Raw genomic sequence first — 19,168 nt, forward strand, 5'->3', positions numbered from 1 at the left:
TCATTATAGAATTGCGTCATGACTTTCACACAAACTGCTTCGCTACCACGTATTCATGCCTTGATTCCATGTGCAGGGTCTGGTTCGCGCATGGGTTTCAAAAAGCCTAAGCAATATGAACAACTTGCGGGTTTGCCCATGGTCTTGCATGCTTGCCGCACCTTAATGAAGGTGGATGCGATCGCTAGTGTCCATGTGGGATTAGCGCCCGATGACCAAGAGTCGCTAGCCTGGCCTACAGAATCCCATTTTTATCGACATTTCACAGGCGGAGGGACACGGCAAGAAACCGTTCTTCAGACTGCTGGTGCGATCTTGGAGCAAGGTTTAGGTTTGTCGGATGATTGGGTTTTAGTGCACGATGCAGCGCGCCCCGGTCTGTCCGTGAAACTGGTCGAGCAACTCATTGAGTCTGTGACAGCAGACCCCAAGCATGTGGGCGGCATTTTGGCTTTGCCTCTTGCTGATACCCTCAAACGTCAAGCAGATCAGCAAGTGATAGCCCAGACATTGCCGCGTGATGGCCTGTGGTTGGCACAAACACCCCAGATGTTTCGTTTAGGTCTTTTGTGTGAAGTCTTACGTAAGGGGATTGCCGCAGGTGCTGATTTGACGGACGAGGCGAGTGCATTCGAGCGAGAAGGGTACCAGCCCTTATTGGTGATGGGCGATATTCAGAATCTCAAAGTGACCTATCCGAGTGATTGGGACATGATGACTCAACTTCTGATTCATCGTCGCGCATAAGAGAGGCGTAAACTACAACTATGACTGCATCAGTGGCACCATTTCGCATAGGTCAGGGCTATGACATTCATGCTCTAGTGGAGGGGCGTCCGCTGATTTTGGGCGGTGTCACGATTGATTATCACAAAGGTTTATTGGGCCATTCAGACGCAGATGCGCTCTTACATGCGATCACCGATGCTTTATTGGGGGCTGCAGGCTTAGGAGATATCGGTCGACATTTCCCAGATACTGATGAAAGTTATCGAGGCGCAGATAGTCGAGTCTTGTTACGCGAAACCCTCGGCCTTGTGCAGGCTACGGGATATCAGATTGGCAATATTGATGCGAGCGTGATTTGCCAAGCACCTAAATTAGCACCGTATATCCCTCAAATGGTGGCTTACATCGCAGAAGATTTAAGAACGTCACCGCAGCACGTCAATATCAAAGCAAAAACGAATGAAAAACTAGGGCACCTAGGTCGTGGCGAAGGGATTGCCGTTCACGCCGTTGCTCTTCTGTATCGTGCCTAGTTGATTTGCCAAGAAGAATAAAAAACCGCTGGGATGGCTCTACCATCGACAGCGGTTCTGATGAGCTCTGAATAAGCGCGAGCGCACTTTTTTATTAAACCCCTAATAGCTCCACTTCAAACAGCAGAGTGGCATTCGGTGGAATGACACCACCAGCACCGTAGGGACCATAACCTAAATCAGACGGAATCAATAGTAGGCGGGTGCCGCCGACTTTCATGCCTTGGACGCCTTCATCCCAACCCTGAATCACCATTCCATCACCTAAGGGGAACTCAAAGGGTTCGCCACGATCTTTACTCGAGTCAAACTTCATCCCTTTTTGGCCGTTTTCATAGAGCCAACCGGTGTAATGTACGGATACGTAATTCCCTTTTTGGGCTTCTGCCCCTGTGCCTGGAGTTGTATCTTCGTACTGCAAACCACTTGCTGTCGTAATCATGGGGATCCTTTATTTTTTGAGGCTGTCACGAATCTCACGCAATAGCTGAATATCTTCAGGCGTTGGGGCAGGCTCATGACTGGCGGGTGCTTCATCTTGCAATTTAATTTTGTTAATAATCTTCACCATCTGAAAGATGATGAAGGCTAACAGTATAAAGTTCAAAGAGATGGTCAAGAAATTGCCATAGGCAAAGAGGGGTACTCCCGCTTTCTTCAGGGCATCGAGTGTGCGTGGCACGCCTTCTGGAACATGACCCAAAACGATAAAAAGATTACTGAAGTCGAGTTTGCCACCAATCAGCCAGGCGATGATGGGCATCACAATATCAGCCACTAATGAATCCACAATTTTGCTAAAGGCAGCCCCAACGATCACACCGACGGCTAAATCAACTACATTGCCGCGGACTGCAAAAGCACGAAATTCAGCCATCATTTTTTTCATAGCCACCTCTACGTTTAATTTTTTTAATGGAAAGAAACTTGTTAATATGTTTCAAACAAGTATAAGTAAAACATAGTGCATCACCATTATCTCCACAGCCCATGATTCCAGACGTGCAAACCACCATCTTGATGATCTTCTTGGTCTATGTCGTCTTGCATGGCGCGATTTGGTTTGCGCTGGCCAATCGCGATAGCTTTCAAGTCAAACTCTGGTGTGCAAGTGGCATGCTTAGCGGTCTCGCAGTGGTTTTCTTTGCCAATATTTATGGCTTTCCATTGTGGGTGTCGTATTACTTGGCGCAGATGATGATGCTCCTGGGTAATTTGGGGCGTTTGTACGCGCTCAGGATGTATCTGGCTGGTAATCATCGTATCGCCAATACCTGGAGCTCGGCTTTTGTGATCGTATACATGGTCATATTTACCTATTTGGATGCCGTGCTTGGTAAGGAGGAGAACTTTTTACTGAAGTACTACTTCAGTATGTGGGTTTTGGGGGTGCTGGATTACATTGTGATTGGTCAACAACTCAACCGCCGCTATCGTATCTTGGGCGCACGTTTGGTTTTAGTGGCTGGCTTGGTCTTTACTATCACTCTAGCTATTAGAGCGCTCGGATTTACGATGGGTTGGGGCGCGCAAACCGTTTATGAACCCAAGATTGATCAAGTCTTTTTGATCTTAGGGCAGATTGTGGCGATCACGCTCAGCAATATTGGCTTTTTACAAATCTATTTGCATATTGAAGAGCAAAAGAAAATTGAGATGCAAACCGAGTTGATTCATGCCGAAGCGAGAACAAAATCCTTACAAGAATATGGCGAGCGTTTGCAAGAGTTGCTCAACGAACGTGAAGAAATGCTGCGTCACTTAACGCAAAGTAATAAATCTGCTGGCATGGGGGCCTTGGCTGGCATTTTTGCCCATGAACTGAACCAACCTTTAGCGGCGATTCAGTTGAATGCCCAACTCATGCAAAAAAAGATGGCGCAAGGCGAGATAGCAGTCAACCAGGCCAATGAAATCATTGCTGATTTGATTAAGGATAACCGTAGAGCCGCAGAAATCATTCGCAAGATCCGTGTGATTTTCGAACAACCCAGCGATGCTTTTGCGCCTGTGGACCTCACCAACCTAGTTAGAGACACCACCAGTCTTGTCGAGTTGCGAGCTAAAACTTTGGGGGTTAAGCTCGAGTTGCAGTTAGCGCCTGCCACTATAGAAGAGGGTGATGCGACGCAATTGCAGCAAGTGGTGCTCAATCTCTTAAATAATGCATTAGATGCCCATCAGCACCATCCCAAAAATCGTGAGGAGAGCCCCTTTGTTCAAGTTCAATTACTTAATCAGGCTCAGCAAATCTGTTTACAGGTGATCGATAACGGACCTGGCATCTCAGAAGAATTTCAAAAATCTCTCTTTCAACTTTATAAGACGAGTAAGGTGGGTGGGATGGGGATTGGTTTGTGGTTGAGTAAAACCATTATTGAAAACCATCGCGGCCATATTGAGTTCGAATCCAGAACGGGCTTTGGCACCCGATTTACAGTGGACTTGCCCAAGTTCAAGCAAAGCTAGGCGATAAAAAGCCACGCAGATGAAGCGCTCTCATGTAGAATAGAGGGCTTTGTAGCGAGGATGGCGAAATTGGTAGACGCACCAGGTTTAGGTCCTGACGCCAGCAATGGTGTGGGGGTTCGAGTCCCCCTCCTCGCACCAGTCTTAATCAGTTAAAACGGGATGCCCGCATGTCAGTCAATATTGAAAACTTAGGTCAGTTAGAACGCAAAATTACGCTCACATTTGCCAAGGCAGATTACGAGAAAATCAGAGCTGCGCGCCTGCAAAAATTAGCACGTACAGTGAAGATGGCAGGTTTTAGACCTGGCAAAGTGCCCATGAAAATGGTCGAAGCTCAGTATGGCTTGCAGGTTGATTTTGAATCTCAATTTGACCATGCATCGAACTTATTCTCTAAAGTTGCTCAAGAGCAGCAATTAAAGATTGCAGGTCAACCGCGTTTAGAGCCTAAGGGTGATTTGACAGCGGATCCTGTGGTGTATGACGCCATGTTTGAAGTGTTTCCTGAAGTGAAGATCGGTGATTTGGCTGCTGCCGAAATTACTAAATACACGACCGAAGTCAATGATGACGAAATCAATAAGACTTTAGAAATCTTACGTAAGCAGCGTGTGCACTATCACCCACGCGGTGAAGCGGGTCCTCATGGTGACGGTGGTGGCTCATTGGTGGCTGCTACAGGCGATCAAGTCACTGTGGATTTCATCGGTAAATTAGACGGTGTCGAGTTCGAAGGCGGTAAGGCTGAAAACTTTGCCTTTGTCTTGGGTGAAGGCCGCATGTTGCCTGAATTCGAAGCGGCTGCTTTAGGTTTGAAGGCGGGTGAGAGCAAAACTTTCCCCTTGGCTTTCCCCGCGGACTATCACGGTAAAGATGTAGCCGGTAAGACTGCAGAATTCACGATTGTGATGAAGAAAGTAGAGTGGCCTCATTTGCCAGAAGTGAACGACGATTTTGCGAAGTCATTGGGTGTCGCTGAAGGTGTTGACAAGATGCGTGAAGAAATCAAAAAGAATTTGTCACGTGAAGTAGCCCGTCGTACACAGACATTGCTCAAATCTCAAGTGATGGAGTCTCTCACTAAATTGTGTGAACTCGACTTGCCTAAGAGCCTCGTGGCTCAAGAGCAAGAGCGTTTGGTTGCGCAAGCTCGTCAAGATTTGCAAGCCCGCGGCATCCCGAATGCCAAAGATGCGCCCATTCCACCTGATTTGTTCACGCCACAAGCTGAGCAGCGCGTGAAACTCGGTTTAATCTTGAATGAATTGGTTAAAACCCAAGATTTGGCAGCCAAGCCAGAGCAAATCAAAGCCGAGATTGAAGAGCAAGCCGCAAGCTATGAAGATCCTAAGGAAGTGACTCGTTGGTATTACAGTGATCCGAAGCGCTTGGCCGATGTTGAGGGCCTCGTTTTAGAAAACAACGTCGTCACTTATGTAACTGGTTTAGCCAAAATTACCGAAAAAGCTGTAAGCTTTGAGGAATTGAGCAAAATGTAAGTTACGGAGCCCCGCCTAGGGGTTCCACATCACAATTAGGAGACAGGCATGCAAGACAATCACCAAGCCCATTTGGCACTGGATACACAAGCACTCGGTATGGTACCTATGGTGGTTGAGACCTCGGGTCGTGGCGAGCGTGCCTATGACATCTACTCACGCCTATTAAAAGAACGTGTCGTTTTCCTCGTCGGTGAGGTCAATGATCAGACCGCGAACTTAGTGATTGCCCAGTTATTGTTTCTTGAGAGCGAAAACCCCGATAAAGACATCTCTTTGTACATCAATTCACCTGGTGGCTCCGTCTCGGCTGGTTTAGCGATTTATGACACCATGCAGTTCATCAAGCCTGATGTGAGCACCTTGTGTATGGGTATGGCAGCGAGTATGGGCGCATTTTTGCTCGCGGCGGGTGCGAAGGGCAAGCGCTTTTCACTACCGAACTCACGCGTGATGATTCACCAACCATTGGGTGGTGCACGTGGTCAAGCCTCTGATATTGAGATTCAAGCCCGTGAAATTCTTTATTTACGTGAGCGTCTGAACAAAATTTTGTCAGATCGTACTGGTCAAACCATCGATACGATTGCAAAAGATACTGATCGCGATAACTTCATGTCCGCTGATCAGGCCAAAGAGTATGGTTTGATCGACCAAGTGATTGAAAAGCGCTAGACTGGTAATAAGCTAGCCAAATCGAGGATTTATGAGCGACCAACAAGCCTCTGAAAAACCACTGTATTGCTCTTTCTGTGGCAAAAGCCAGCATGAAGTGAAGAAACTCATTGCGGGTCCTTCAGTGTTCATTTGTGATGAGTGTATTGATTTATGTACCGACATCATTAAAGAGGAAATCAGTAAAGAGCCTAAGGCAGACCCTAAAGAAGGTTTGCCCACACCTCATGAAATTCGTGCCAGCCTTGATCAATATGTGATCGGTCAAGATCATGCTAAAAAGCAGTTGGCTGTGGCGGTCTATAACCACTACAAACGTCTCAAGCACATGGATAGCCATGGCAAAGCCAAGAAGACTGTAGTGCATGATGGTGTTGAGTTGGCTAAGAGCAATATTCTTCTCATCGGGCCCACGGGCTCGGGTAAAACATTGCTGGCGCAAACCTTAGCGCGTTTATTGGACGTGCCTTTTGTGATTGCCGATGCCACAACTCTGACCGAAGCCGGTTATGTGGGTGAAGACGTAGAGAACATTATTCAAAAGTTGTTACAAGCTTGTGATTACAACGTAGAAAAAGCGCAAAAGGGTATTGTTTACATTGACGAGATCGATAAGATTTCTCGTAAATCTGACAATCCATCGATTACCCGTGATGTGTCTGGTGAAGGTGTGCAACAAGCCTTGCTCAAATTGGTTGAGGGCACGATGGCCTCTGTGCCACCACAAGGCGGTCGTAAGCACCCCAATCAGGACTTCTTGCAAGTCGATACCACCAATATCTTATTCATCTGCGGTGGTGCTTTTGATGGCCTAGAGAAGGTCATTCAGCAAAGAACCGTACAAGCCGGTATTGGTTTTGGTGCTCAAGTACGAGGTAAAGATGATCGCAGCGTCTCTGAGTTATTAAGAGAAGTGCAAACAGAGGATTTGATTAAGTTTGGCCTGATTCCTGAGTTAATTGGTCGCTTACCCGTGGTGGCTACTTTGGCACAGTTGGATGAAGCTGCTTTGACTCAGATTCTGACAGAGCCTAAGAATGCCTTGATTAAGCAATATCAAGCCCTTTTGGATATGGAAGGCGTAGAGCTTGAAGTCCGCCAGGGAGCACTCTCGGCGATTGCCAAAAAAGCCATTGAGCGAAAAACAGGGGCACGTGGCCTCAGATCTATTTTGGAGCATGCCTTAATGGATGTCATGTATGACTTACCGAGTCTTGAAAATGTCCAGCGGGTGGTCATTGATGAGAGCACGATTGTGGGCGATGCTAAACCCTTGATGCTCTACCAAGAGGCTTCTGAGAAAGCAGCGTCTTAGCTTTATCGAATTATTCAAAAAAGGTATTTTTTGAGCTAAAAGACTTCCAAATCTGGAGGTCTTTTTGCTTTTTAGGGGGTGAGTGGGTAAACCCGTTATATTGATGGATAGATATGTTTAAAAAAGATCATTTTTGCTCAAATTTTGTGCTTTTTTGCCTTGTTTTTGCCAAAAACGACCCCAAATTAGATGTATCCTTTATTGGTAGGAAACCACAACAATACATTCTTGGAGATTAACCATGCCTGGTGATTTGTTATTACCTTCAGAGCCCGTCCAGTTGCCATTGTTGCCGCTACGTGACGTGGTTGTGTTTCCTCATATGGTCATCCCTTTATTTGTGGGACGTCCAAAATCCATTCGTGCTTTAGAAGCTGCGATGGAAACCGGTAAGAGCGTACTCTTGGTGGCGCAAAAAGCGGCGGCCAAGGACGAGCCTGTGGTGGAAGATTTATATACCGTAGGCTGTATCGCCAAAATTTTACAAATGCTGAAGTTGCCTGATGGCACCGTTAAAGTGCTCGTCGAAGGAACTCAGCGTGCAGATGTGAGCAATGTGGAAGAGAGCATGGATTACTTCATGTGTGATGCCACGCCGCATCCCATGCCGTCTTCCGAGGCCCCTGAAATCGAAGCCTTGCGTCGTGCGGTGGTGTCTCAGTTTGATCAATACGTTAAATTGAATAAAAAGATTCCGCAAGAAGTACTCGCTACATTGCAAGGTATCGATGAACCTAGCCGCCTAGCGGACACGATTTGTGCTCATTTACCGATTAAGTTGGAGCAAAAGCAAAAATTGCTTGAGTTGCTCACGATCGTGGATCGCTTGGAAGCGATTTTGGCGCACTTGGAAAGTGAAATTGACATTCTTCAAGTGGAGAAGCGTATTCGTGGACGTGTGAAGCGTCAGATGGAAAAGAGTCAGCGCGAGTATTACTTGAACGAACAAGTGGAAGCCATTCAGAAAGAATTGGGTGAGGGCGAAGAGGGTGCTGATATTGAAGAGCTTGAAAAGCGCATCAAAGCCGCCAAGATGCCTAAAGAAGCACTCAAGAAAGCTGAGTCTGAGCTGAAGAAGCTCAAGTTGATGTCACCTATGTCTGCTGAGGCGACCGTGGTGCGTAACTACATCGAGACGCTGGTGAACTTGCCTTGGAAGAAAAAGAGCAAGGTCAATAATGATTTGGCCAACGCAGAAAAAGTACTCAATGAAGATCACTATGGCTTAGATAAAGTCAAAGAACGTATCTTGGAATATTTGGCGGTTCAGCAACGCGTTGAAAAAGTCAAAGCACCGATTCTCTGTTTGGTAGGCCCTCCTGGGGTGGGTAAGACCTCTTTAGGTCAATCGATTGCCCGAGCGACCAATCGTAAGTTTGTGCGTATGGCCTTGGGTGGTGTGCGCGATGAATCCGAGATTCGTGGTCATCGTCGTACCTATATTGGTTCTATGCCTGGCAAGATTTTGACGAGTTTGACCAAAGTGGGTGTACGTAATCCACTCTTCTTGCTCGATGAGATCGACAAGATGGGTATGGATTTCCGAGGCGATCCAGCGAGTGCCATGTTGGAGGTCTTAGACCCTGAGCAAAACCATACCTTCCAAGATCACTATGTAGAAGTCGACTATGACTTATCGGATGTGATGTTTGTGGCGACTTCTAACTCCATGAATATCCCCGGCCCATTACTCGATCGTATGGAAGTGATTCGCCTGGCGGGTTACACCGAAGACGAGAAGATTCATATTGCCAAGAGCTATCTCTTGCCTAAGCAAATCAAGAACAATGGTTTGCGCAGCGGTGAGATTGAAGTGGGCGACGATGCTTTGCGGGACATCATTCGTTACTACACGCGTGAGGCGGGTGTGCGTGGTCTAGAGCGTGAAGTCAGCAAGATTTGCCGTAAGGTAGTGAAGCTCTTGTTGCTCAAGAAAGAAGCGGCACCGGTCAAAGTGAACTCTGAGAATTTAGATAAATTCTTATCTGTGCGTCGCTATGACTTTGGTTTAGCAGCCAAGGAAAACCAAGTGGGTCAAGTCACTGGTTTGGCTTGGACGGAAGTTGGTGGTGATCTACTCACGATTGAGGCGACCACCATGCCCGGTAAGGGCAATACCATTCGCACGGGTTCTTTGGGTGAGGTGATGAAAGAGTCTGTTGAGGCAGCGCGTTCAGTAGTGCGTTCACGCGGTCGCAAGCTTGGTATCACTGAAGAGGCTTTTGAGAAGAAGGATATCCACATCCACTTCCCAGAAGGAGCCACTCCGAAAGATGGCCCATCTGCCGGTATTGCAATTACCACGGCTTTGGTTTCTATTCTCACCGGTATACCGGTGCGCTCAGATGTGGCGATGACCGGTGAAATCACTTTACGGGGTGAGGTGCTACAAATTGGTGGCTTGAAAGAAAAGCTACTCGCAGCACATCGCGGTGGTATCAAGTTGGCTTTGATTCCGGAAGACAACGTCAAAGATTTGACCGAGATTCCGGATAATGTGAAAAATGCGATTGAAATTGTGCCGGTTCGTTGGATTGATAAAGTCCTGGAGTTAGCACTCGAGCGCATGCCACAAAGTTTGCCAGAGCTAACGCCAGAAGAAATTGCCAAAGCCGAGCAAGCGAGTAAGGCCAGTAGTGCAACATCCAACGATGTGATGAAACATTAAAATTGCAGTAGTTGAAAAGGTGGGGCCAAGTCTGACTTGGCCCTTGTTTTAAAGCTTAGAAGTCGAAAAATTTGCAGTGAAAACGAAGTTCACGTATAATCTCGTTTTCTCTGTGGGTGCTTAGCTCAGTTGGTAGAGCGTCGCCCTTACAAGGCGAATGTCGGGAGTTCGACCCTCTCAGCACCCACCACAGATTCTTCTTCATCTAGCTTTCCATAACAATAAGACAGTGTTGAAATAAGCGATGCTAGAGTCCATTCGTAAGCACCAAAAAATATTCCAGTGGGTTTTATTACTCCTGATTTTCCCTTCCTTCGCATTCTTTGGTATTGAAAGCTATATGCGTGACATGGGCAGTGATGCTGACCTTGTCAAAGTGGCGGGTCAAAGTATTACCCGTACTGAATTAGATAATGCTGTTAAACAAAGAGCCGATCGTTTGCGTGAGCAAGGTCGTGCCGATGCAGCCATGCTCGCGAGCGTGCCATTTAAGCAGGCCGTCTTGGGAGAAATCGTCCAGCAACGTTTGGTCGGTTTTGAGCTCAAAGAACTGCGCCTCATGGTGAGCCCCGAGTCTTTAGCTAAAGATCTCACGCAGATTCCAGAAATTCGTAATTTGTACAAAGCCGATGGTAGTTTTGATGCACAACGCTACAAACAACTTTTGGCGCAAAACGGTATGACGATTGAGCAGTTTGAAGGTGGTCGCCGTTATGACATCATGAGTCGTCAGGCCCTCACAGCTGTCTTGGCCACGGGAATTGGTTCTCGTAAAGTTGCTGAAAAAGTCTCGATGGCTTATGAGACTGAGCGTGAGATACAAAGTATTCAGTTCAAGCCTCAAGATTTTGTGAGCAAGGTCAACCCCACGCAACAAGATATCGAAGCTTTCTACCAAGCGAATCTCAATCGTTTCCAGTCTCCAGAAATCATTGATGTGGAATACATTCTGTTAACGGGCCCAGGGGTGCAAGACCGAGCCTTTGCTGAGCGTGCCGATTTGTTGGCCAATATGGCTTATGAGCAAGCGGATAGCTTAAAACCAGCGGCTGATCGTTTGAAATTATCGATTCAGACTGCCAAGGGAATTACCCGTGCCGGTCTGAAAGGTGCACCTGCGGATCATCCACTTAATCAACCGAAAGTCCTAGCTGCTTTGTTTAATGATGACGCGATTAAAAACCGTCGCAATATTGAAGCTCAGGAAGTTGGGCCTGGCAAAGTGTTAGTGGCCCGTGTGGCGCAACATCAAGCGCAAGCGGCCATTCCTTTAGCTGCTTTGCAAGAGCAGATTAAAAAACAGGTGGCCATCAATCAAGCTGCAGATCTGGCAACCAAGACGGGTCAAGAACGTTTTAATGCCTTACAAAAGGGCGGTGAGGCCAGTGGATTTTCAGCGAGTAAGTGGGTTTCTAGAAACAAGCCTGCTGATTTGAGCCCACAGGCTTTGCAAGCAATTATGAGTGTCAGTGCAGATAAATTACCTACAGTCGTCAGTGCACCGAGCGTTGATGGTGGTTTTGCGATTTATCGAGTTAGCAAAATTCAACAGCCCGCTCAGGTCGATCAAAAGCTCAGAGCTCGCCAACTTCAAGAAGTGGTGAGCTTGGCTACACAAGCCGAAGCGGGTATTTATTTTGATGATGTGCGTGTGCGCGCAAGTGTCAAACAAATTAACGCGGTTCGCTAAATTTTTTTACTTAGTTTTAGCAAAAAAAGAAGTTCAGAGAGAAAGCCCCTCGCTATTGCAGCAGGGGCTTTAATTTTGGCCAGACATTATTGAGCATGATGCTTTGTGCAGCCGCATTCGGATGAATACGGTCATCTTGAAAGAGTTCGGGGCGTTGTGCGACCCCTTCTAAGAAGAAAGGCACGAGCGGTACTTGGTGTTGATTGGCGACTTTGCCAAAAACTTGGAAAAACTTCTCGGTATAGTCCAAGCCATAATTCGGGGGAATCCGCATGCCGATCAGCAAGACTTTAGCGCCGGCTTGCTGTGAGCGTTGCACCATCTCTTTGAGATTGTTTTCTGTCATGACCAAAGACAGGCCACGCAGGGCATCGTTAGCGCCTAGTTCAATCACAACCACTTGGGGTTGATGTTGTGCCAGTAAGGGAGTCAAGCGCGTTTTACCCCCCGCCGTGGTTTCACCACTGATACTGGCATTCACAATCTGCCAAGACAGTTTTTCCTCGTTTAGACGTTTTTCGAGAAGATGCACCCAACCTGTATTGCGTTTTAAACCATACTCGGCAGACAGGCTATCACCCAGAATCAATATCTTCTGCGGATTGGCGTGAGCGAAGGATGAAAGTAGGGACATCCAGGCTAAGCAGGCCGATGTAATTAGCTTTAGTATTAGATTTTTCACTTTCAAGAAATTAGCCCTCATGTCTGCAGTGCCTGTCATACAAGTCCAACATCTTTCTAAATCAGTCAAGACAGCCGATGGCGACTTACAGATTTTGCATGATATTGAATTTTCCGTCACAGCTGGACAAAGTGTGGCGATTGTCGGGGCCAGTGGTTCTGGCAAAAGTACGCTCTTAGGCTTGCTCGCAGGCTTAGATACTCCCACACGTGGTGAAGTTCACCTCATGGGTAAAAACATGAGTGTTGCTAATGAAGATCAACGCGCCAAGATACGCGCAGCCCATGTGGGCTTTGTCTTTCAGTCTTTTCAGTTGATTGAGCACCTCACGGCGCTTGAGAATGTCCAATTACCTCTGGAGCTCAAGGGTACTCCGCGTGCCGAAGCCCATCGATTGGCCACTATTTGGTTAGAAAAAGTCGGACTTTTAGAGCGACTTCATCACCGGCCTAAAACCCTCTCAGGAGGAGAGCAGCAGCGCGTGGCTTTAGCGCGTGCTTTCGTAACTGAGCCAGATATCCTCTTTGCCGATGAACCTACCGGCAGTTTGGATGAGTTCAATGGACAAAAGATCATTGATCTACTGTTTGATCTTAATCGCAGTATGGGCTCGACCTTGATCTTGGTGACCCATGACAAATCACTAGCGCAACGCTGTGATCGCCAATTGCAGCTCGCGCATGGACATTTAAGCGAGATTCATTAAAAAATAGGGGGCGAAACAGGCTTGCCTTTATAATCTAACAATGCCTGCAAACCTCTGTTTTTTAAGTCTAAATGGGGCTTTAGCCCTCTCAGAATTTCGTCAACAACGACTTTTGTCGGCCTTGCAAGAGCAGGGTGTTGAGCTCACAGCCATTCAAGCCCAGTTTGTTCATTTTGCTTGGTCTGAAAAAGCGCTGAACTCTCAAGAGGAGGCCGTACTCAAAGGGCTTCTCAATTACGGTGAACCTTTTCAAAAAGTCGCTACCAAAGGTCTTTTTTCGGGGGTAGAGGATCAGGCGGTCGTCGTCCCGAGAATCGGGACTATTTCTCCATGGGCTAGTAAGGCTACCGATATTGCGCATCATTGTGGCTTAAATCTCTTACGTCTGGAGCGTGGCGTACAGTTTTATTGGAGTAGCAAAAAAGCACTGACAGAGCAGCAAAAACAAGCTGTTTTGGCAACCATTCATGATCGCATGACCGAGATCACGATCGCGAATGCTGGGGCTGCAGAAGCTCTCTATCAAACATTGGCTGATAAGCATTTTGTGCGTATTGATATTTTGCAAGGGGGCAAAGCCGCCTTGGATCAAGCCAATACTGAAATGGGCTTGGCATTATCTGATGATGAGATTGAGTATCTCTTAGAGAACTTCAAAAAGCTCGGGCGTAATCCTAGTGATGTAGAACTCATGATGTTTGCGCAAGCCAATAGTGAACATTGCCGTCATAAGATTTTTAATGCTACTTGGACGATTGATGGCCAGGAGCAGGATCGCTCCTTATTTGCCATGATTCGCAACACCCATCAGATGCAACCCAATGGCACCGTCGTGGCTTATTCAGATAACTCAGCGATCATGAGTGGTTGCGAGGCTGAAGTTTGGGCACCGAATAAAGAATTGCAATACGTGAAGCAAGATCGTCTCACGCATACCTTGATGAAGGTGGAGACGCATAACCATCCGACTGCGATTGCACCCTACCCAGGGGCGTCGACGGGTTCAGGGGGTGAGATTCGTGATGAAGGTGCAACAGGTATTGGTGGCAAGCCCAAAGCGGGACTCACTGGTTTTTCTGTATCGAATTTAAATCTACCGGGTAGTCAATTGCCTTGGGAACAAAAGCCCTATGGCAAACCAGAGCGCATCGCTTCGGCACTACAGATCATGATTGAAGGCCCACTGGGTGGAGCTGCTTTTAATAATGAATTTGGTCGCCCTAATTTAGGAGGCTACTTCCGTGTCTTTGAACAGACAATAGCGGGAGAGCGACGCGGTTATCACAAACCCATCATGATTGCCGGCGGTATAGGTGCCATTGATGATGGTCATACCCATAAGAAAGAAGTCAAGGCAGGCAACTTACTGATTCAGTTAGGTGGCCCAGGTATGCGCATTGGTATGGGCGGGGGTGCAGCCAGTTCTATGGCCACAGGCGCTAATGCAGCCGATCTAGATTTTGACTCAGTACAACGCGGTAACCCTGAGATCGAGAGACGCGTGCAAGAAGTGATCAATGCTTGTCGTGCGATGGGAGATGCCAACCCGATTCTCTCTATTCATGATGTGGGAGCCGGTGGTTTATCCAATGCCTTCCCCGAGTTGGCCGATGGCGCAGGTCTGGGTGCCATTTTTGATATGCGCAAAGTACCACTCGAAGAATCAGGCATGAGTCCTGCTGAGATCTGGTGTAACGAATCCCAAGAGCGTTATGTCTTGGCGATTGCCGAAGAAAGCCTCCCGATCTTTGAAGCTTTATGCGCCAGAGAACGTTGTCCGATTGCCGTGGTCGGTAAAACCACTAGCGAGCGTCAACTTAAGCTCATCGATACACAAAAGCCAGAGGCCGACGCACAAGCCTTACCGATTGATATGCCTATGGATGTGCTCTTAGGTAAACCACCGAAGATGCATCGCAAGGTCGAGCGTGTTCAGCAAGCACTCCCTGAGATCAATCTCACTGATATACAACTTGATGAAGCGGCGGGCTTGGTCTTGCAACACCCGACAGTGGCGAGTAAGTCTTTCTTGATTACGATCGGTGATCGTACCGTGGGTGGACTCAATGCCCGCGATCAGTTTGTTGGACCTTGGCAAGTGCCTGTGGCTGATGCCGCAGTCACACTCATGGATTACAAAGGCTATCGTGGCGAAGCCATGAGTATGGGCGAGCGCACACCCTTGGCGGTCATGAATGCTCCGGCAGCCGCCAGAATGGCCGTGGGTGAGGCAGTCACCAATCTCTTATCCGCGGATGTGGCCAAGATTGAGGACATTAAGCTGTCTGCCAACTGGATGGCTGCTTGTGGTGTGCCCGGTGAAGACGCCAAATTATTTGATTCGGTCAAAGCGGTGGGCATGGAGTTGTGCCCAGCCTTAGGTATTTCGATTCCGGTGGGTAAAGATTCTTTGTCGATGAAGACCCAGTGGACAGATCCACAATCCAATACGGCTAAAACAGTCACAGCGCCTGTTTCACTGATTATTTCTGCTTTTGCTCCTGTACAAGACGTCAGAAAATCGAACACACCTCTTTTACAAACCAAAGATGCGAATGAGCAAACGCTCGATACTGAACTGATCTTGGTAGATTTAGGTCGCGGCCAGAACCGTATGGCAGGGAGTATCTTGGCGCAAGTCTACGATCAAGTCGGTACCGCCACGCCGGATGTCGATCAAGCGCAAGATCTGAAGAACTTATTCAAAGCGGTCACGCAAATGCGTGCTGCAGGGATTTTGCTCGCCTATCATGATCGCTCAGATGGTGGACTTTTTGCGACCGCTGCAGAAATGGCTTTTGCGGCACACACTGGAGTGTCGCTTAATGTTGACATGTTGGTCTTGGATAAAGATCATGAGTCAGACTATGGTGATGCGAAGAACTGGGCAGCGCAAGTTTCGGGTCGTAGAAATGATCAAACCCTCAGAGCTCTCTTTAACGAAGAGTTAGGTGTGCTCTTACAGGTAGAGCGTGCGCATCGCGATCAAGCGATCGCCATTTTGAAAGAACACGGTCTTTATGCCTGTAGCCATGTGGTCGGTAAACCCAATACCAATGGCCATATTGAAGTCTGGCGTGATGCGAAAAAGATTTTCTCCGTCCCACGCCACATTTTGCATAAGCTCTGGCAAAGCACCAGTTGGCAAATTGCCCGTTTAAGAGATAACCCAGCTTGTGCCGATAGTGAATACAACTTGCTCGATCAAGTTGATGATCCCGGTATGCAAACGGCACTCACTTTTGATCCTCGCGAAGATGTCGCAGCCCCCTATATTCAGAAGGGTAGTCGTCCTAAGGTGGCGATCCTGCGTGAGCAGGGCGTTAACTCCCATCTCGAGATGGCGTACGCCATGGATTGGGCGGGCTTTGCGAGTTTCGATGTGCATATGAGCGACATCATTGCCGGTCGCTTTGACCTTAAAGACTTCCAAGGCTTGGTCGCCTGTGGTGGCTTTAGTTACGGTGATGTTCTCGGTGCCGGTGAAGGTTGGGCTAAATCCATTCTCTTTAATGCCAAAGTCAAAGAGCAATTCCAAACCTTCTTTGGAAGAAACGACACTTTTGGTTTAGGCATTTGTAATGGTTGTCAGATGATGTCCAATCTGGCCAGCATTATTCCGGGCGCGCAAACTTGGTCTAAATTTACCCGTAACCAATCGGAGCAATATGAGGCTCGGGTGGCGATGGTGGAAGTGAAGTCATCCCCCTCGATATTCTTACAAGGGATGGCGGGTAGCCGTATACCGATTGCAGTCGCTCATGGTGAAGGTTTTGCTAACTTTAGCCAACAAGGCGATTTTGAACAGACCAAAGCCCAAGGCTTAGTCGCTTTGCAGTTTATTGATCATCATGGCAAGCCGACGGAAACTTATCCTTTGAACCCCAATGGCTCAAAAGAAGGTATTACTGGACTTACCACGCCGGATGGGCGATTTACAGTCATGATGCCGCACCCAGAACGAGTCTTTAGAACTGTGCAAATGAGCTGGGCCCCGAAAGCTTGGTTAGATATTCAGCAAGGTGCTAGTCCTTGGATGCGCATGTTCCGTAATGCTCGTGTCTGGACTCAGTAAGCTGGCATGTCTGCCAATACTCGTGATGTAAAACCACAGTTTGCTCCCGTCACCTTCTCTGAAGAGGGTGGGGTGCGAACTTTGCACTTTGGCACCCATTGGGTGCAAGGCGCGATGCGCATCAAAAAACCCGACCATATTGAGTTGGAATATGCCCAACAGATGATGGCGGGCTTGCTTTTTTTAGATCCCAACGATCCCAGACTCCAATCCAAGACCCAAGCCTTTCATATGGTGCAGTTGGGTTTGGGTACTGGGGCGCTGACCAAGTTTTGTCACAAACATTTTCCAAAGGCGAGAGTCACTGCCGTAGATCTCAATCCTGCAGTGATAGTCGCCGCTCATGTGATGTTTGATCTGCCTTACCCCAATCCAAGATTGACAATCCTAGAAGGCGATGCCCTCCAATACGTCAAGAATAAGCAGCACCATCAGAGTGCCCATCTTTTGCAGGTCGATCTGTATGACGCCACTGCTCAAGGACCGGTTCTGAACTCCAGGGATTTTTATCAGGGTTGTTATGACACCCTCCAAGAAACAGGGGTCATGTCGGTGAATTTATTTGGCCGACACCGCTCCTTTAAAACCAATATTAATAATATCTGTGATGTATTTAATAATCGGGTATTAATATTCCCCGAGGTCCATCATTGCAATATTGTGGCTCTCGCATTTAAAGGTCCGCCATTAAATATAAGTCTCCAAGACTTAAATAAGAGAGCTGCCCAACTACAGAAGCAATATCAACTGCCTGCCAAAACCTGGCCCTCTCAATTGATTAGAGCCAACCACGCTCAAAGCCGTGGTTTATCCATCTAATCCCAAGCATTAATAAGTAAGGTCTGTTCATGAATGCCTATATCTAGGCATCTTTAGGTATTTACCATTTTGGGTAAATCAATTACAGTCACGTTTCCTTAACTACCAAATAGGTTAACCATGTTACAGACAGATAACGTAACAATTATTGGCTTAACGGGCTTAATTGCACTTGTTTTCTCAGTTAGTCAATTGATTTTATTAAGAAAAAATGGAAAGATGGTGCCCTTATGGTCACTCGGTCAGGCCTTAATTGGCCTAGGACTCATTGGTATTCTGGCCTTGATCAAAGATCCTTTACCAGACTCATGGGTGTTGGCTCCTACCGGAATACTTCTCGGTAACTTAATATGTTTAGCGGCTTTGGGTAAATGGGCAGGATTTAAGTTGCCTAAGAAGCCTATGCTCATTTGTGCGGGTGGGGTAGTTTTGACAGCCGTATTATTCCAGTTCAGCCGCCAAGTCGGTGCGCCACTGGGTAGTTTGGAAGCAATCTTATTAGCTCCATTAGCTGCCACACTTATATATAGTGCATGGTTTGCTGGGGTTCAGGCCAAGTCCTTTCATAGTGCATATATATATGTCATCAGTGGTATTTACTGGTTGAAAGGTTTATTGATCGCAACATTAACCCTTGGAGCGCTTGCTGCAATCGGTGATCAGTACATTATTGTGACTTCTGATGTGGTCAAAATTACCGGGATCGCTTTTTTAATAGGTACCATCATTAATAATATGGTTTGGTCTTTACAAAATGCCCAAGATATTTTGGTGGGTCACCTTAAGAGTGATAACCCTGTCAGTGAATATAGTGGGGCGGTCAGTAAAACGATTAAGGTAAAAACAATACCTGAAAATCAGTTAAATCAATCGGTAGATTCGGATATTAATCCTGTATCAATTAGTCGTGATAAACCGATTAAATCAGATAATAAGAAAATAGAAGAAAAAGTAGTAACTGATTTATCAGTATTAAGCCAAGATCAGAAGCTTGAACTTATCAGCAAGTTAACCGACAAAGAGAAGGAAGTCTTCCTCCTAGCTGCTGATGGTAAGAAAAATGGTGAAATCGCTACTTTGCTTAACGCATCTGAAGCCAGCGTCAAAGTTCATCGCTCTCGAATGACTTCTAAGTTAGGGTTAAAGTCAGTTGAAGATCTCGCCAAGTTAAGAGATGCGACTTCAAATACTGATTCAGTTTCACAAAAGGTTAATGAGGACCAGTCAATTAACCCCGGTAATTTTGGCTTAACCTAATACAAAGTTAAAAAAGTTAAGAAATAGGTCGCCTTGTGCGACCTTTTT

The 19,168-nt window shown here is 47.0% G+C and carries 15 protein-coding genes and 2 tRNA genes; 14 read left to right on the forward strand and 3 right to left on the reverse strand.

Annotated features, from left to right (window positions below):
• Nucleotides 1–18: 18 nt before the first annotated feature.
• Both ispD and ispF read left to right on the forward strand, forming a co-directional pair.
• Complete coding sequence (gene ispD / locus ICE94_RS08250; RefSeq protein ID WP_216150756.1) at nt 19–747, forward strand: 2-C-methyl-D-erythritol 4-phosphate cytidylyltransferase; 729 nt, start codon at nt 19–21, stop codon at nt 745–747.
• A 20-nt stretch (nt 748–767) separates the two neighbouring features.
• Nucleotides 768–1,262: a 2-C-methyl-D-erythritol 2,4-cyclodiphosphate synthase gene (gene ispF / locus ICE94_RS08255; protein ID WP_216150758.1), complete on the forward strand. Its 495-nt coding sequence runs from the start codon at nt 768–770 to the stop codon at nt 1,260–1,262.
• A gap of 94 nt (nt 1,263–1,356) precedes the next feature.
• Here ispF and ICE94_RS08260 read toward each other — a convergent pair whose 3' ends face one another.
• The gene (locus ICE94_RS08260) at nt 1,357–1,704 is read right to left on the reverse strand and encodes an FKBP-type peptidyl-prolyl cis-trans isomerase (RefSeq protein WP_216150760.1); all 348 of its coding nucleotides are present in this window, start codon (nt 1,702–1,704) and stop codon (nt 1,357–1,359) included.
• Between the two features lie 9 nt (nt 1,705–1,713).
• Nucleotides 1,714–2,142 carry a large conductance mechanosensitive channel protein MscL gene (gene mscL / locus ICE94_RS08265; protein ID WP_216151090.1) on the reverse strand — a complete coding sequence of 143 codons (429 nt, stop codon included), beginning with the start codon at nt 2,140–2,142 and terminating at the stop codon, nt 1,714–1,716.
• 110 nt (nt 2,143–2,252) lie between these two features.
• Here mscL and ICE94_RS08270 point away from each other — a divergent pair, with 110 nt between their 5' ends.
• From ICE94_RS08270 to ICE94_RS08305, 8 genes are all read left to right on the forward strand, one after another.
• Nucleotides 2,253–3,731 (forward strand): sensor histidine kinase, encoded by a 1,479-nt coding sequence (locus tag ICE94_RS08270; RefSeq protein WP_216150762.1) that lies wholly within the window; start codon nt 2,253–2,255, stop codon nt 3,729–3,731.
• A gap of 54 nt (nt 3,732–3,785) precedes the next feature.
• A tRNA-Leu gene (locus tag ICE94_RS08275) sits at nt 3,786–3,872 on the forward strand.
• 29 nt (nt 3,873–3,901) lie between these two features.
• The gene (gene tig / locus ICE94_RS08280; protein ID WP_216150764.1) at nt 3,902–5,233 is read left to right on the forward strand and encodes a trigger factor; all 1,332 of its coding nucleotides are present in this window, start codon (nt 3,902–3,904) and stop codon (nt 5,231–5,233) included.
• 48 nt (nt 5,234–5,281) lie between these two features.
• Nucleotides 5,282–5,908: an ATP-dependent Clp endopeptidase proteolytic subunit ClpP gene (gene clpP / locus ICE94_RS08285; RefSeq protein WP_216150766.1), complete on the forward strand. Its 627-nt coding sequence runs from the start codon at nt 5,282–5,284 to the stop codon at nt 5,906–5,908.
• Between the two features lie 31 nt (nt 5,909–5,939).
• A complete protein-coding gene (gene clpX, locus ICE94_RS08290; protein WP_216150768.1) occupies nt 5,940–7,223 on the forward strand; it encodes an ATP-dependent Clp protease ATP-binding subunit ClpX in 1,284 nt (427 codons plus the stop codon).
• Between the two features lie 241 nt (nt 7,224–7,464).
• A complete protein-coding gene (gene lon / locus ICE94_RS08295) occupies nt 7,465–9,891 on the forward strand; it encodes an endopeptidase La (RefSeq protein ID WP_216150770.1) in 2,427 nt (808 codons plus the stop codon).
• Nucleotides 9,892–10,005: 114 nt separating this feature from the next.
• Nucleotides 10,006–10,081 (forward strand) — tRNA-Val (locus tag ICE94_RS08300).
• 54 nt (nt 10,082–10,135) lie between these two features.
• A complete protein-coding gene (locus ICE94_RS08305) occupies nt 10,136–11,581 on the forward strand; it encodes a SurA N-terminal domain-containing protein (protein WP_216150772.1) in 1,446 nt (481 codons plus the stop codon).
• A 52-nt stretch (nt 11,582–11,633) separates the two neighbouring features.
• Here ICE94_RS08305 and ICE94_RS08310 read toward each other — a convergent pair whose 3' ends face one another.
• Entirely contained in the window at nt 11,634–12,215 is a 582-nt protein-coding gene (locus ICE94_RS08310; protein ID WP_216150774.1) for an arylesterase, read from the reverse strand.
• 67 nt (nt 12,216–12,282) lie between these two features.
• On the opposite strand from ICE94_RS08310, the gene ICE94_RS08315 reads away from it, so the two are divergent.
• The 4 genes from ICE94_RS08315 (at nt 12,283) to ICE94_RS08330 (ending at nt 19,120) form a co-directional block, all read left to right on the forward strand.
• Nucleotides 12,283–12,969 carry an ABC transporter ATP-binding protein gene (locus ICE94_RS08315; RefSeq protein ID WP_216150776.1) on the forward strand — a complete coding sequence of 229 codons (687 nt, stop codon included), beginning with the start codon at nt 12,283–12,285 and terminating at the stop codon, nt 12,967–12,969.
• A 40-nt stretch (nt 12,970–13,009) separates the two neighbouring features.
• Complete coding sequence (gene purL / locus ICE94_RS08320) at nt 13,010–17,044, forward strand: phosphoribosylformylglycinamidine synthase (protein ID WP_216150778.1); 4,035 nt, start codon at nt 13,010–13,012, stop codon at nt 17,042–17,044.
• A 6-nt stretch (nt 17,045–17,050) separates the two neighbouring features.
• On the forward strand, nt 17,051–17,863 hold the full coding sequence (locus ICE94_RS08325) for a methyltransferase (protein WP_216150780.1): 813 nt from the start codon (nt 17,051–17,053) through the stop codon (nt 17,861–17,863).
• Between the two features lie 120 nt (nt 17,864–17,983).
• Nucleotides 17,984–19,120 (forward strand): helix-turn-helix transcriptional regulator, encoded by a 1,137-nt coding sequence (locus ICE94_RS08330; protein ID WP_216150782.1) that lies wholly within the window; start codon nt 17,984–17,986, stop codon nt 19,118–19,120.
• Nucleotides 19,121–19,168 lie beyond the last annotated feature (48 nt).

The sequence above is a fragment of the Polynucleobacter sp. MWH-Loch1C5 genome (genome assembly GCF_018881775.1).
Lineage (GTDB): Bacteria > Pseudomonadota > Gammaproteobacteria > Burkholderiales > Burkholderiaceae > Polynucleobacter.